The organism is Rhodococcus shunpengi (assembly GCF_048381395.1).
In the GTDB taxonomy this organism is placed as follows: domain Bacteria; phylum Actinomycetota; class Actinomycetes; order Mycobacteriales; family Mycobacteriaceae; genus Rhodococcus.
The window spans coordinates 353762-366972 of record NZ_JBLWIU010000012.1 but is presented as its reverse complement, the minus strand read 5'-3'; the positions used below and the strand labels follow the sequence as shown (position 1 = coordinate 366972).

14 protein-coding genes are annotated in these 13211 nt (G+C 68.8%); 7 read left to right on the top strand and 7 right to left on the bottom strand.

From position 1 onward, the window contains the following. Nucleotides 1-9: 9 nt before the first annotated feature. Nucleotides 10-300, bottom strand: coding sequence for a putative quinol monooxygenase (locus ACNJ7K_RS06920; RefSeq protein ID WP_487041402.1), 291 nt, complete (start codon nt 298-300; stop codon nt 10-12). A gap of 87 nt (nt 301-387) precedes the next feature. On the opposite strand from ACNJ7K_RS06920, the gene ACNJ7K_RS06915 reads away from it, so the two are divergent. Continuing rightward, a complete protein-coding gene (locus ACNJ7K_RS06915) occupies nt 388-1008 on the top strand; it encodes a class I SAM-dependent methyltransferase (RefSeq protein WP_487041401.1) in 621 nt (206 codons plus the stop codon). A 3-nt stretch (nt 1009-1011) separates the two neighbouring features. On the opposite strand, the gene ACNJ7K_RS06910 is transcribed toward ACNJ7K_RS06915, so the two are convergent. Together ACNJ7K_RS06910 and ACNJ7K_RS06905 are read right to left on the bottom strand one after the other, a co-directional pair. Beyond that, nucleotides 1012-2454 (bottom strand): flavin-containing monooxygenase, encoded by a 1443-nt coding sequence (locus tag ACNJ7K_RS06910; protein WP_487041400.1) that lies wholly within the window; start codon nt 2452-2454, stop codon nt 1012-1014. Nucleotides 2455-2457: 3 nt separating this feature from the next. Next, nucleotides 2458-3468: a PHP domain-containing protein gene (locus ACNJ7K_RS06905; RefSeq protein ID WP_487041399.1), complete on the bottom strand. Its 1011-nt coding sequence runs from the start codon at nt 3466-3468 to the stop codon at nt 2458-2460. A gap of 40 nt (nt 3469-3508) precedes the next feature. Here ACNJ7K_RS06905 and ACNJ7K_RS06900 point away from each other — a divergent pair, with 40 nt between their 5' ends. Both ACNJ7K_RS06900 and ACNJ7K_RS06895 read left to right on the top strand, forming a co-directional pair. After that, nucleotides 3509-4213, top strand: a complete 705-nt coding sequence (locus ACNJ7K_RS06900) for a SanA/YdcF family protein (RefSeq protein ID WP_230789232.1) — start codon at nt 3509-3511, stop codon at nt 4211-4213. 10 nt (nt 4214-4223) lie between these two features. Further along, nucleotides 4224-4895 (top strand): SDR family oxidoreductase, encoded by a 672-nt coding sequence (locus tag ACNJ7K_RS06895; RefSeq protein ID WP_120283808.1) that lies wholly within the window; start codon nt 4224-4226, stop codon nt 4893-4895. A 38-nt stretch (nt 4896-4933) separates the two neighbouring features. Here ACNJ7K_RS06895 and ACNJ7K_RS06890 read toward each other — a convergent pair whose 3' ends face one another. Genes ACNJ7K_RS06890 through ACNJ7K_RS06880 form a run of 3 tightly spaced genes read right to left on the bottom strand, consistent with a single transcriptional unit; the run spans nt 4934 to nt 7395 of the window. Continuing rightward, entirely contained in the window at nt 4934-5995 is a 1062-nt protein-coding gene (locus ACNJ7K_RS06890; RefSeq protein ID WP_487041398.1) for a DUF6777 domain-containing protein, read from the bottom strand. Between the two features lie 9 nt (nt 5996-6004). After that, nucleotides 6005-7012 carry an alpha/beta fold hydrolase gene (locus ACNJ7K_RS06885; protein ID WP_487041397.1) on the bottom strand — a complete coding sequence of 336 codons (1008 nt, stop codon included), beginning with the start codon at nt 7010-7012 and terminating at the stop codon, nt 6005-6007. Beyond that, complete coding sequence (locus ACNJ7K_RS06880; protein WP_487041396.1) at nt 7012-7395, bottom strand: nuclear transport factor 2 family protein; 384 nt, start codon at nt 7393-7395, stop codon at nt 7012-7014. Before ACNJ7K_RS06880 ends, ACNJ7K_RS06885 begins: the two co-directional genes overlap by 1 nt. 143 nt (nt 7396-7538) lie before the next feature. Between ACNJ7K_RS06880 and ACNJ7K_RS06875 the strand changes: the two genes are divergently transcribed. From ACNJ7K_RS06875 to ACNJ7K_RS06865, 3 genes are all read left to right on the top strand, one after another. Then, nucleotides 7539-8366: a lysophospholipase gene (locus tag ACNJ7K_RS06875; protein WP_487041395.1), complete on the top strand. Its 828-nt coding sequence runs from the start codon at nt 7539-7541 to the stop codon at nt 8364-8366. Between the two features lie 64 nt (nt 8367-8430). Then, entirely contained in the window at nt 8431-9027 is a 597-nt protein-coding gene (locus tag ACNJ7K_RS06870; protein WP_487041394.1) for a CsbD family protein, read from the top strand. Nucleotides 9028-9086: 59 nt separating this feature from the next. After that, nucleotides 9087-9746, top strand: a complete 660-nt coding sequence (locus tag ACNJ7K_RS06865; protein WP_159417131.1) for an IF2 family translation initiation factor — start codon at nt 9087-9089, stop codon at nt 9744-9746. Between the two features lie 95 nt (nt 9747-9841). Here the strand turns inward: ACNJ7K_RS06865 and leuS are convergent, their stop codons facing one another. Further along, nucleotides 9842-12709 carry a leucine--tRNA ligase gene (gene leuS, locus ACNJ7K_RS06860; RefSeq protein ID WP_487041393.1) on the bottom strand — a complete coding sequence of 956 codons (2868 nt, stop codon included), beginning with the start codon at nt 12707-12709 and terminating at the stop codon, nt 9842-9844. Between the two features lie 96 nt (nt 12710-12805). Here leuS and ACNJ7K_RS06855 point away from each other — a divergent pair, with 96 nt between their 5' ends. After that, nucleotides 12806-13210 carry an SdpI family protein gene (locus ACNJ7K_RS06855; RefSeq protein WP_016691037.1) on the top strand — a complete coding sequence of 135 codons (405 nt, stop codon included), beginning with the start codon at nt 12806-12808 and terminating at the stop codon, nt 13208-13210. The last annotated feature ends 1 nt before the right edge of the window (nt 13211 follow it).

The following is a 13211-nucleotide window of genomic DNA, read 5'->3' as shown; positions in this document are numbered from 1 at the left end:
CGACGAGAACTACTCGTTCGACGGCAGCACATCCGGGACGAGGTATTCGGAGACCTCCATCGACCGAATCTCCCGGGTCTGATCGTCGCCGGGTCCGCTACCGCGGAAGTCGTCGAGCTGTGCCCGTGACTCCCACCGTTCGTAGATGCAGACGCGGTCGGGTTCGATCAGGTCTGCAGTGACGGCGAAGTCGAGGCAGCCCGGCGCTCTGCGGGCGGCCTCGACGACGGACCTGCAGGTCGCCAGATAGAACTCACGCCTGTCGGCGTCGACGGTGAGATGTCCTGCGACGATGATCATGAATCCCCTCCCGTGGTCACTGCCTCGTGGTGGGTAGGACCTGCGAACGGGGTCGAACTCATCGCGACACCGTCGTACCATGCCGAAGTGACCCAGCCCGGATACGATGCCCTCGCGGATCTGTACGTCGAGCTGTTCCCCGATCCGTACCTGACGCCCCTCGAACGCCACACCGTCGCCGCCTTCGCCGAGATGGTGCGGCAGAGCCCGGTGCAGGGTGTCGTGCTGGATGTGGGCTGCGGACCCGGATACGTGGCCGCGGACCTCGCCGAACGCGGACTCGACGTGATCGGCCTCGATCCCAGCACCGAGATGCTGCGCATCGCGCGAGGCGCACACTCCGCGCTGCGATTCGTCCGGGACGATGCACGACTCGGGTCCGACGAACTCCGCGAAGTGGTTCCGAGCGCGATCATCGCGCGGTGCAGCCTCATCCATGTTCCGCCGTCCGAGATCCCCGGGATCCTCGACGGGTGGGCGGAGAGGATTCCGTCCGGGGGCGTGGCGCTCGTCGCGGGCCAGACCACCGACACCCCCGGCGAAGTGATCGAGTTCGATCACGCGGTGGCGCCGGCGTGGCAGTGGCACCCTGATCGTCTCGCCGCGGTGTTGTCCGACGCCGGTTTCGACGAGGTGTGGCGGACGGTCAGCCGTCCCGACGCCGACCATCGCTTCCCCGACGTCCACCTGGCGGCGCGCCGACGCTGACGGTCAGGGCGTGAACTGCATCGATTCGTCGATACGCCCGAACCGCATGGTGGGCAGGTCGAGGAGATAGTTCTGCCGCATCAGCCACGGGCTGCGCGAACCCTGCTTGGGAAGAGCACTTTCCGCCCGGTGGATGTACCCGGCGTCGAGACCGAGCAGCGGACGGGTGCGACCGTCGCCCGAATATCTCGGCACCGCCGAGCGGTAGCCGTTGCGGCGCATGTACCGCAGTAACCGGCACACGTAGAGGGACGCGAGATCGGCACGCAGGGTCCACGAGGCGTTGGTGTAGCCGAGGCACATCGCGGCATTGGGCAGACCGTCGAGCATCATGCCGCGGTAGATGAACCGGGTCGAGAGGTCGATCTTCTCCCCGTCGACGACGAACTCGATTCCGCCGGCAGGAACCAGTTGCAGACCCGTTGCGGGGATCAGGATCTCGGCCTCGAGTTCGCGACCGGACTCGAGGCGGACGCTCTTCTCGGTGACGGTGTCGATCCGGTCGGTGACGATCTCGGCCTTCTCCGCACGCAGGGTGCGGAACAGGTCGGAGTCGGGGACCACGCACAGTCGCTGATCCCACGGGTCGTAGCGCGGTGAGAAGTGGGGATCGACCGGGATCCTGCCGCGCAGGCGACGTTCGGTGAGGGTGCGCAGCACGCCTTTCGCGGCCGAAGGGAACCGCTGACAGAACTGGTAGAAGCCGAGATTGACCACGACGTTCTTCGTCCGCACCGCGCGATGGGCCACCTTGTCCGGCAACAGGCGTCGTATCCGCGTCGCGATCGGGTCGCGCGCGGGCAGTGACATCACGTAGGTGGGGGAGCGCTGCAGCATCGTCACGTGCTCGGCCTTCTCCGCCAGGGCGGGCACGAGCGTGACGGCCGTGGCGCCGCTGCCGATCACCACGATCTTCTTCCCCTCGTAGTCGAGGTTCTCGGGCCAGAACTGCGGATGCACGACCGTGCCCGCGAAGTCCTGCAGGCCGGGGATGTCGGGGAGGTAACCGGACTCGTAGCTGTAGTAGCCGCTGCAGAGATAGAGGAAGGAGCAGGACATCTCGACCGTGCCCTGCCCGGTCGAGGCACGCACCGTCCACCGTGCGTCCGCGGACGACCAGGATGCGTCGATCACCTTGTGGCCGAATCGGATACGCTGGTCGATACCGAATTCGGCGGCGGTGTCTCGGATGTACTGCAGGATGTCGGGACCGTCGGCGATGGATTTCTCGCCCCGCCACGGGCGGAACGGGAAGCCGAGCGTGTACATGTCGCTGTCCGACCGGATCCCCGGATAGCGGAACAGATCCCACGTACCACCGATCGCGTCGCGACTCTCGAGGATGGCGTACCCGAGATCCGGGCACTGTGTCTGCAACCGGTAACCGGCATCGATGCCGGACAGTCCGGCTCCCACGATCAGTACGTCGACGTGTTCCACGCGCATCCCCTACCTGTCGGTCCACGCCAGCAGGTCGTCGACCTCCCAGGTGTTGATCACCTGTTCGGGTTCGACACCCCGCTCGACGGCACGTTCGCAACCGTACCCGAGCCAGTCGAGCTGCCCGGGTGCGTGCGCATCGGTGTCGATGGAGAACAGGCAGTCCGTCTCGAGCGCGAGGTCGATGAGACGCGACGGCGGGTCGCGGCGTTCGGGCCGGCAGTTGATCTCGACGGCGGTGTCGTGGTCGCGACACGCGGCGAAGACTTTTTCGGCGTCGAACTTCGACTCGGCACGGCTTCCGCGACCTCCGGCGACGAGCCGGCCGGTGCAGTGCCCGAGGACGTCGACGTGGGGATTCGCCGCCGCACGCAGCATGCGTTTCGTCATCGCCGACCGGTCGGCCCGCAGGTTCGAGTGCACGCTCGCGACGACGACATCGAGTTCGGCGAGCAGCCCTTCGTCCTGGTCGAGCGACCCGTCATCGAGGATGTCGACCTCGATACCCGCGAGAATCCGTGCACCACTGCTGTTCTCGTTGATCTCCGCGACGATGGCGAGCTGCGAGCGCAGCCGCTCCGCGGTGAGGCCGTTCGCGACCTTCAGGCGAGGGGAGTGGTCGGTGAGGGCGAAGTACTCGTGCCCGATCATCGTCGACGCGACACGGTGCATCTCGTCGATGGGGCTGCCGCCGTCGGACCAGTTCGAGTGGGTGTGCAGGTCGCCGCGCAGGGACTCGAGCAGATCGCGGCCGCCGCGTCCGATCGGGTCGGCCTCCTCGCGCAACTGCTCGAGATAGGCGGGTACTCCGTCGAACGACTCGCGGATGACGGTCGCGGTCTTCTTCCCGACGCCCGGCAGATCGGTCCACGAGTCGGTCTTCCGCAGCACCTCCCGCTTGGGGTCGCTCACCTCGGCGAGCACCTCCGCCGCGCGTCGATAGGCCTGCACACGGTAGGTGTCGGCGTGTTCACGTTCGAGCCAGAAGGCGACTTCGCGGAGTGCGTCGACGGGGTCCACCCCTCCATTGTGGCCGCCGGGCGTCCGTAATCTGGGACGCATGCTCGAATCCGTCCGGTCGTCGTCCCCCCTCGGTGCGGTCTCCGCACTGGTCGTCGGTGCGGTGTCCGCGCTGACACTCGTCTCCGCCCGCGTTGCGTCGGAGGCGAAGGACCTCATGTACGAGGTGGACGACGCGCCGCCCGCCCCGGTGGTGATCGTGCCGGGCGCGCGGGTGCACGAGGGCCGTCCGATGCGGGTGCTCCGTAGCCGCCTCGACATCGCGGTCGCGTTGATGGAACGGGGACGGGTGCAGGCCGTGCTCGTCTCGGGCGACGGGGCCGGAACCTCGGGCGACGAGATCGAGGCGATGATCGCGTATCTCGTCGAGCAGGGTGTGAACCGGGAACGGATCGTCGCCGATCCGTACGGTCTCGACACCTACGACACCGCCCGGCGCGCCGTGGCCACCTACGGCGTGCGGCAGGCACTGATCACGACCCAGGGCTTCCACCTTCCGCGCGCGGTGGCGTTGTGCCGGCGGGCGGGCATCGACATCGCCGGAGTCCGCGCCGCGAACGACGTGCGGCTGCGCACGCGGCTGAGGAATCTGGCGCGCGAGTACGTGCTGTCGCGACCCAAGGCGTTCCTCGAACTCCGGTTCCCGCGCGACCCGGCGGTGGAGACCCCACCGGACGACCGGCTCGCCGAGATCCTGGCCGGTCTCGAGCACGGTGCGGTGGCCGCCCCACCGTCTGCTTCCTAGGCTCGTGATCATGCGCCCCACAGCTCTCGTCACCGGAGGGGGTCGCGGTCTCGGCGCCGCGATCGCCCACGAACTCGCTCCCACCCACGATCTGCTCCTCGGCGGCCGACGTCGCGAGTCGCTCGATGCGATCCTCGAGGAACTGCCCGACGCCACACCGTGGCCCGTGGACCTGCTCGATCACGACGCCGTCGCCGCGGCCGCCGCCGACATCGACCGGCTCGACGTCCTCGTCCACAACGCCGGTGTCGCCGAACTGGGCACGATCGCCGACAGCGAGCCCCGGCAGTGGCGCGAGACGTTCGAGGCGAACGTCGTCGCCGTCGTCGCCCTGACGCAGGTGTTGCTGCCGGCCCTACGGGCCGCGAACGGCCACGTGGTGCTCATCAACTCGGGGGCGGGTCTGCGTGTTCGCCCCGGCTGGGGTGCCTATGCCGCGAGCAAGTTCGCACTGCGGGCGTTCGGCGACGCGCTGCGCGAGGAGGAACCCGCGCTGCGGGTCACCTCGATCCACCCGGGCCGGATCGACACCGACATGCAGCGCGCGATCGTCGCGTCGGAAGGTCGTGAGTACGACCCGTCGCAGTTCCTCAGCCCCGGCACAGTGGCGCGTGCGGTGCGGCAGGTCGTCGAGGCGCCGGTCGACGCCCACCCCACCGAGGTCGTTCTGCGTCCTCGCTGACAACTCGAAAGAGCTGACGGCTCGGAACGGCCGACGGCTCAGAAGGGCAGCGGAATCACCACCGGGGGAGCGCCCGGGATCTGGATCTGGATCTGCGGAGGCGGCGGCGCAGGAGCTCGCGGCGCCGGCGGAGGTGCCGGTGCCGGAGCCGGAGCCGGAGCCGGAGCGGGTTCCGGAGCCGGCGGCGGTGGCGGTGGCTCCGGAGCGGGCGGAGGCGGAGGCGGCGGTTCCGGGGGAGGAGGCGGTGGTGGTGCCGCGGCTTCCGGCACCGGAGCACGCCGCGGTGCGGGAACGGGTGCCTGCAGTGCCTCGGTCTCCGGGAGGGTTTCCTCCGTGGTCTCCGGTGCGGCCGGAGCCGTGGTCTTCGGCAGAGCCTCACCCACCGGCACGGGGACCATCGCGCCGGTCGTGATGTCGACGACCTCCAGCTCCCGCACGGCAGTCGCGGCGGGCTGGACGACGAACATCCGCTCGGCGTTCAGACCGGGCCATTTCGGGCCTTCGAGTTCGTCGTTGCCGGTGAGCACCGGCGCGGACAGGGGATTGCCGCGCACGCACCGCACGCGCGGAACACCGAGTTCGTCGACGAGGACGATCGTGCCGCGCTCGAGCAGCGACTGCACGGGCCGTGCCGCACCGTCGCGGTACTCGTGCATGGTCACCCGGGTGTCGGCGCGCAACAGGACCGCCGTGAGGGTGTCGGTGTAGCCACGGATGTCGGGCACGCCGAGGACACCGCGCCACGCTTCGGCCTTGGCCGGATCCTCCTCCAGATGAAGGACGAGTGCTTCGCGGTCGCACAGGGGCCGGTCGAGACTGCCCCCGTAGAGGGCGGGCCGATCGCCGGGAACGGCCGGAGCCCCGGCGGTGGCGGTGACCGGGTCGCCGCCGTCCTCGACGACTTCGGGGGGTGGGGGCGGCACCGCGACCGGCACCTGCGGCGGCACCAGACGCGGCGTCCACGGGTCGTCCTGCGCGGTCGCGACATGCAGTTGCACGGGCGTCGTCGTCTCGACCGAACCGCCCGACGAGCAGGCACCCGCCACCAGTGCCGTCAGGGCGAGTGCCAGACCGAATCCACGAACCGTGTCGCTGGCCACGCCGCCATGCTAGGTCGATGATCGCCGGTGAAAGTGCTGTTCGACGGTTCTCGTCGGTATCCGGATCCCGGAGAGGAAACGCAGGAGAAGGTCGTTCACCTCGTCGCGACGTTCCATCTGCACGAAATGCCCCGCGTCCTCGAGCAGGTGGACACCGCGCAGATCGGGGACGAAGGCACGCATCCGTTCGAGCGCCGACGACCCCGACATCGCGACGACGGGATCCCGGTCGCCCGCCACGAACAGCGTCGGTACCTGCACCTTCGCGCCCTCGTAGGGACGCGACGCCTCCCAGTTGGCGTCGTAGGCGCGGTACCAGGACAGACCTCCACCGAATCCGGTGCGGGCGAACTCGGCCGCGTAGTACGCGAGTTCGTCGTCGCCGAGCCAGTCCCACGGCAGCACGGGAGCGGTGGGCAGCACGTCGAGATATCCGCGTCCCTCGGACGGATGCGACCACACGTCGAGATAACGGTATCCGCCCGACAGCGCGAAGAACAACCGCTGCAGGAATTCGCGCGGGCGGGGATCGAGTTCCGCCTCCGCGACTCCCGGTTCCTGGAAGTAGTGGAGGTGGAGGAAGTGCTTGTCGGCGAGACCGCGGAAGATCTCGCTGGGTCGCGCGGGCATCCGGTCCGGCGAGTAGGGCACGGCGAGCAGGACGAGACCGGCGACGCGATCCGGATGTCGCAGCGCCGTCGTCCACGCGACGGGCGCACCGAAGTCGTGACCGACGACGACCGCGCTGTCGATCCCGAGGACGTCGAGCAGTCGGACGAGGCGATCGGCGACCGCGACGTTCGTGTACTCCTCGACCTTCCGCGGCCGGTCGGTCCGGCCGTAGCCTGGCATGTCGGGGGCGACGGCACGGTAGCCGGCGTCGACGAGCGGCGCGAACTGGTGCCGGTAGCTGTACCCCAGGCCGGGGAATCCGTGGCACATGACGACCGCGGGTCCGTCGCCCCGATCGTCGATGTTCCACGTGAAACCATCGACCTCGACGATGCGGCCGTCCATCAGGAGGCGGGGACGGTCTGCATGTCCTCCTGGCTCCAGAACGCCCTCATGCTCGTGATCCTCGCGTCGTCGTCGAAGGTCATCACGTCGACGACCTCCATGATCAGATCCTGCTCACCCAGGTGCGTGACCAGACGGAACACGAAAGCGGCGTTGCTCGCCGCAATCTTGAGGGTGATCAGCTCACCGGTCTGCGCGAGCGGTTCGACCACGCCGTAGAACTCGCGGATCTCGGCCTCGGTGGCGCGGACCGGCGTGCCGACCGGATCCTCGACCGTCGCGCCCGGCGCGTACAGGGCGAGGACATCGTCGACGGTGCCCGAGGCCACGGACTTCACATAGTTCTCGACGGTGGCGCGGATCGCGTCCCGACTCGGTGCCATGAGATCTCCTTCGTTCGAATCTGGAACACGTTTCAATTCGACGGTAGTGGGCCGGATCCGCGGATGCACTCGCGATTCCCACTCGGAAGACCCCGCGCCGGAGGACGATGACATCGCCATCACCCAGAACGATCGGAGACCCGATGATCGACGCTGTCGCCTTCACCCTCGACGGACACGCCGGCGCCCTCGCTGCCCGCACGTGGGTCGGTGAGACCCCCCGCTACGTGGTGCTGCTGTGCCACGGCTACGGCGAGCACTGCGGACGCTACGAGTACGTGGCCGCGCGCCTCGTCGCCGACGGCGCCGCCGTCTACGCGGTGGACCACATCGGTCACGGTCTCAGCGACGGCGAGCGCGTCCTCATCGACGACTTCGAGAAGGTGGTCGACGACTTCCGTCTGCTCGATCTCACGGCGCGCCGCGAGCATCCCGACCTGCCGGTCGTGCTCGTCGGACACTCGATGGGCGGCATGATCGCCGCCCGGTACGCGCAGCGATACGGCTCGGAACTGGCCGCGGTGGTTCTGTCCGGCCCGGTCCTCGGCAGGTGGGCGGCCGTCGACGCCCTGCTCACGGCCGAAGAGATCCCCGATACCCCCATCGATCCGTCCACCCTCTCCCGCGATCCCGAGGTGGGTCGCGCCTATGTGGCCGACCCGCTCGTCTGGCACGGCCCGTTCAAGCGCACCACCGTGCAGGCACTGAAGACCTGCATCGACACGATCACCGCCGCAGGTGCCATCGACGACGTGCCCGTGCTGTGGTTGCACGGCGAGGACGATCGACTGGTTCCCCTCGACGGCACCGCCACCGGATGGTCGTCGCTGGCAGGTCGCGGGTCGTCGTCGAAGACCTATCCCGAGGCACGGCACGAGATCTTCAACGAGACGAACCGGGACGAGGTCCTGGGCGATGTCGTCGACTTCGTCGGCGCGCACATCCGCCCTCTCGAGACTCCCGAGGATTGAAGCCGACCGCGTCTGGCTACCCCAAGCCATGGGGCCGTCCCCTTCGTGTCCCGTACGGAAGGAGATGACCGTGGTCGAAGACAGCCCATCCGACAGGGCTCGCCCTGGTCCGGCCGACAAGGCACGCCTCGGGTTGAAGCAGACCGTGTTCGGCAAGGCGAAGGAGGTCGCCGGCGCTCTGACCGGCAACGACTCCCTCACCACGGAAGGCCGTCTCGAGCAGGAGCAGGCCCGGCAGACCAGGAAGGCCGACACCCTCTCGCACATGGCCGAGGCCGAGAGCGACGAGGCGGTCGAGCAGCTCGACGCCGTCCGCGAGGCCGGACAGCAGGAACGCGAGGCCGTGCAGCAGCGGACCGACGCCGTCGAGTCGCAGGCCGAGCGGGAGGCACGGGTCCGCAAACAGGCCGCCGAGCTCGAACAAGAGGAGAACATCGTCCGAGGGCGATCCGACGCCGCCCGCGAGGCCACGGCCGCGGAACAGCGGGCACGCCGTGAGGAGAAGGAGCAGGTCACGGATGCCGCCGCAGAGGTCGCGGCCGCCGACGAGGACCACCGACGCGCCTCCCACGACGCCGAACGTGCACGCCTCCAGGCCGAAGAGGAACGTCGCAAGGCCGAAGCCCTCGAACGCACGCTGACCGACGAGCCGGATCACTGACGAACACCACCGACATTCCCTACCGGAGCTGTACCCCCATCGAAGTTGGAGATGCGCCCATGAACCTCGCCACTCTGCCCAAGAGCGTTCTGCGACTGCAGTACAAGATCGCCCGCTTCCCGCTGGGATTGATCGAGCAGCAGTTGCGGTTCCTGCCTACCGACGCCCCGCCGCGCCTGATGTACGAGCGGGGGCTGGGCATGCTGGACGGCATCGTCGGCAGCGTGCTCGACGACCAGGAGATCGCCACGCGCGGGGCACTCGCCACCGAACGTGCCGACGCGGTGAAGCGCGCGGAGAAGCTCGACGCTCAGGCCGCGGCCGAGAAGCGGGCGGCGGACGCCGAACTCCGCCGGACGCGTGAGCGGGCCGAGGCCGAGCAGGAAGCCGCACGACGCGACCGCGAGAAGGAGGTCCAGCAGGCCCGCGAACGCGCGCAGGAACGCGCGAAGCAGGCGGAGAAGGAAGCCGAGCAGAAGAAGGCCGCCGAGACCGCGAAGGCCGATCAGGAGGCCGCCGCGAAGCGCCGTGCCGCCGAGACGGCGAAGAAGAAGGACGAGGAGCGCATCCGCAAGGCCGAGGAGGAGGCCGCCGAGCCCGCCAAGATCTCCCTCAAGGATGCCGTCGCCAAGCAGCTCGAGGCGAAGGAGGCGGAGGAGCGCGCACACGATGCGGGCGAGGTCGCCGAGTTCGAGAAGATCGAACACAAGAACCCCTGAGCGAGAAGCACTCTCGGTGAAATCCGAGCGCACAGCACAGACGACGAGACCCCGGTGCATCCGGTGCACCGGGGTCTCGGCCGTCGGAAGTGTTGCTACTTCACGACATTGACCATCTTGCCGGGAACCACGATCACCTTGCGTGGTGCGGCACCGCCGAGCAGGTCGGCGATCTTCTCGTCCGCGAGCACAGCGGCCTCGATCGCGTCGGGCGTGGCGTCGGCCGGGACGGTGATGCGGCTGCGCACCTTGCCGTTGACCTGGATCGGGTACTCGACGCTGTCCTCGACGAGCCACTTCTCGTCGGCGACCGGGAACGGGCCGTGTGCAAGCGATTCGGTGTGTCCGAGACGCGACCACATCTCCTCGGCGAGGTGCGGGGCGACCGGGCCGAGCATGAGCACGAGCGGTTCGACGGCGCTGCGCGGCGCACCCGACGGGTACTGCTTCGTCAGGTGGTTCGTGTACTCGATGAGCTTGGCGATCGCCGTGTTGTCGCGCAGATGGGTGAAGTCGTCGGACACACCCGCGACCGTCTTGTTGAGCGCCCGCAGCGTGTCGTCGCCGGGGGTGTCGTCGGTGACGCGCAGCGCGCCGCTCTCCTCCTCGACGACCAGACGCCACACGCGCTGCAGGAAGCGGTGCGCGCCGACGACGTCCTTGGTCGCCCACGGACGCGACTGATCGAGCGGACCCATCGACATCTCGTAGACGCGCAGGGTGTCGGCGCCGTACTCGTCGAAGATCTGGTCGGGGCTGACGGAGTTCTTGAGCGACTTGCCCATCTTCCCGTACTCGCGAGCGACCTCCTGCTCACCGTCCGGGCCGGTCCAGTAGAACGTGCCGTCGCGCTCGACGACCTCCTCGGCCGGCACGTACACACCGCGCGAGTCGGTGTAGGCGTAGGCCTGGATGTAGCCCTGGTTGAACAGGCGACGGTACGGCTCCGAGGAGGTGACGTAGCCGAGGTCGAAGAGCACCTTGTGCCAGAACCGCGCGTACAGCAGGTGCAGCACCGCATGCTCGACACCGCCGACGTAGAGATCGACGCCACCCGGGTCGTTCGGACCGTGCAGTTCCGGCCGCGGGCCGGTCCAGTACGCCTCGTTCTCCTTGTCGCAGAAGGCTTCCGAATTGGTGGGGTCGATGTAGCGCAGCTGGTACCACGAGCTGCCGGCCCATTGCGGCATCACGTTGGTGTCGCGCGTGTAGCGCTTCAGGCCGTCGCCGAGATCGAGTTCGACGTTCATCCAGTCGACCGCCTTCGCGAGCGGCGGGGACGGTTCGGAATCGGCATCGTCCGGATCGAACGAGACCGGCGCGTAGTCCTCGACCTCCGGAAGTTCCACGGGCAGAGCGGATTCGGGCAGCGCATGGGCGCGTCCCTGCTCGTCGTAGACGATCGGGAAGGGCTCGCCCCAGTACCGCTGCCGCGCGAACAGCCAGTCGCGCAGCTTGTACTGGATGGTGCCGCGTCCGGCGCCGTCCTCTTCGAGTTTCGCGACGATCGTCTTCTTCGCCTCGGCGACGTCGAGACCGTCGAGCAGGCCGGAGTTCACCAGCACGCCGTCGCCGGTGTACGCCTCGGCGGTGACGTCGCCGCCGGAGATGACCTCGCGGACGGGCAGGCCGAAGGCGGTCGCGAACTCCCAGTCGCGCTGGTCGTGGCCGGGAACGGCCATGATCGCGCCGGTACCGTAGCCGGTGAGGACGTAGTCGGCGATGAAGATCGGCAGTCGCTCACCGTTGACCGGGTTCACGGCGTAGGCGCCGAGGAACACACCGGTCTTCTCCTTCGACTCCTGCCGCTCGAGATCGGACTTCGCGGCGATCGACGCGCGGTAGGCCGCGACCGCGGCAGCCGGATCGGCGGCGCCGCCGGTCCAGCGCTCGTCGACACCCTCGGGCCAGGACGCACCGACGATCCGGTCGACGAGTTCGTGCTCGGGAGCGAGGGTCACGTAGCTGGCACCGAACAGGGTGTCGGGCCGGGTCGTGAACACCTCGATCGCCGAATCGTGGTCGGCGACGGCGAACTTCACCTGAGCGCCGTGCGAGCGCCCGATCCAGTTGCGCTGCATGGACTTGACCTTGTCGGTCCAGTCCAGGTGCTCGAGATCGTCGATCAGGCGGTCGGAGTAGGCGGTGATCCGCATCATCCACTGGCGCAGGTTCTTCCGGAAGACCGGGAAGTTGCCGCGCTCGGAGCGGCCGTCGGCCGTGACCTCCTCGTTGGCGAGCACCGTGCCCAGGCCCGGGCACCAGTTGACGAGCGAATCCGACCGGTAGACCAGGCGGTACGAGTCGATGACGTCGGCGCGCTCACCCTCCGACAGCGACGCCCAGTCGCGTCCGTCCTCGAGCCGACGCGTGCCGTCGGCGAATTCGGCCTCGAGTTCGGAGATGCGACGTGCCCGGCCGGCCTCGCGGTCGTACCAGGCGTTGTAGATCGTCAGGAAGATCCACTGCGTCCAGCGGTAGAAGTCGACGTCGGTCGTCGCGACCGAGCGACGCTCGTCGTGCCCGAGACCGAGCCGGGAGAGCTGCCGCTTCATGTTCCCGATGTTGGCCTCGGTGGTCGTGCGCGGGTGCGTGCCCGTCTGCACGGCGTACTGCTCGGCCGGCAGGCCGAAGGCGTCGTAACCGAGGGTGTGCAGCACGTTGCGGCCCTGCATGCGGTTGAAGCGCGCGTACACGTCGGTGGCGATGTACCCGAGCGGGTGCCCCACGTGCAGGCCCGAACCCGAGGGGTACGGGAACATGTCCTGCACGAACAGCTTGTCGGAGGGCACCTCGCCCGCGAGATCGCCCACCGGATTGGGAGCGTGGAAGGTGCCGCGCTCGCGCCAGAGCTCCTGCCAGCGCTGCTCGATCCGCCCCGCGAGCTCGGCGGTGTACCGATGCTGCGGAGTGCTGCCGGGTTCGTGCTGGGAGGTCTGTTCGGGACGGGTCACGGTGATCACTATCTACTCGGCCGGGCGTGTGAGTGCTCCCACCAGGGTAGAACGTGCCCGCACCCGCGCAGACCGGTGGCACCACCGGCCGCGTATCCTGGTCGGGTGCTCATCGTCGCTGTCCTGCTCTTCGTGCTCGCTCTCGTCGTCGGCGCGGTGGGTGTCGCGGCACTGACCGGCAAGCTCCCGCGCAACCGCTGGGCCGGTGTGCGCACCCCCGACGCACTGCGTGACGACGAGGCGTTCGCCCTCGCCAACAAGGTCGCCGCACCCAGCATGCTCGGGTCCGCGGTGCTCCTCGCCCTCGGTGGAGTCGCGTCGCTGACGCTGCCCACCGTCGCCGGGATCATCGCGGTCGTCGTCACCGTGGTGGCCGCCCTGATCACCGCCGGAGCCGGCGGATCCGTCGCAGCGCGCGTCGCTGCGGCGACCAAGCCGGAGGAGACGGCCGGCTGCGGTACCTCGTGCGGCGCGTGCAGCCTGCGCGGGGCATGCGAGCCGACCGCCTGAC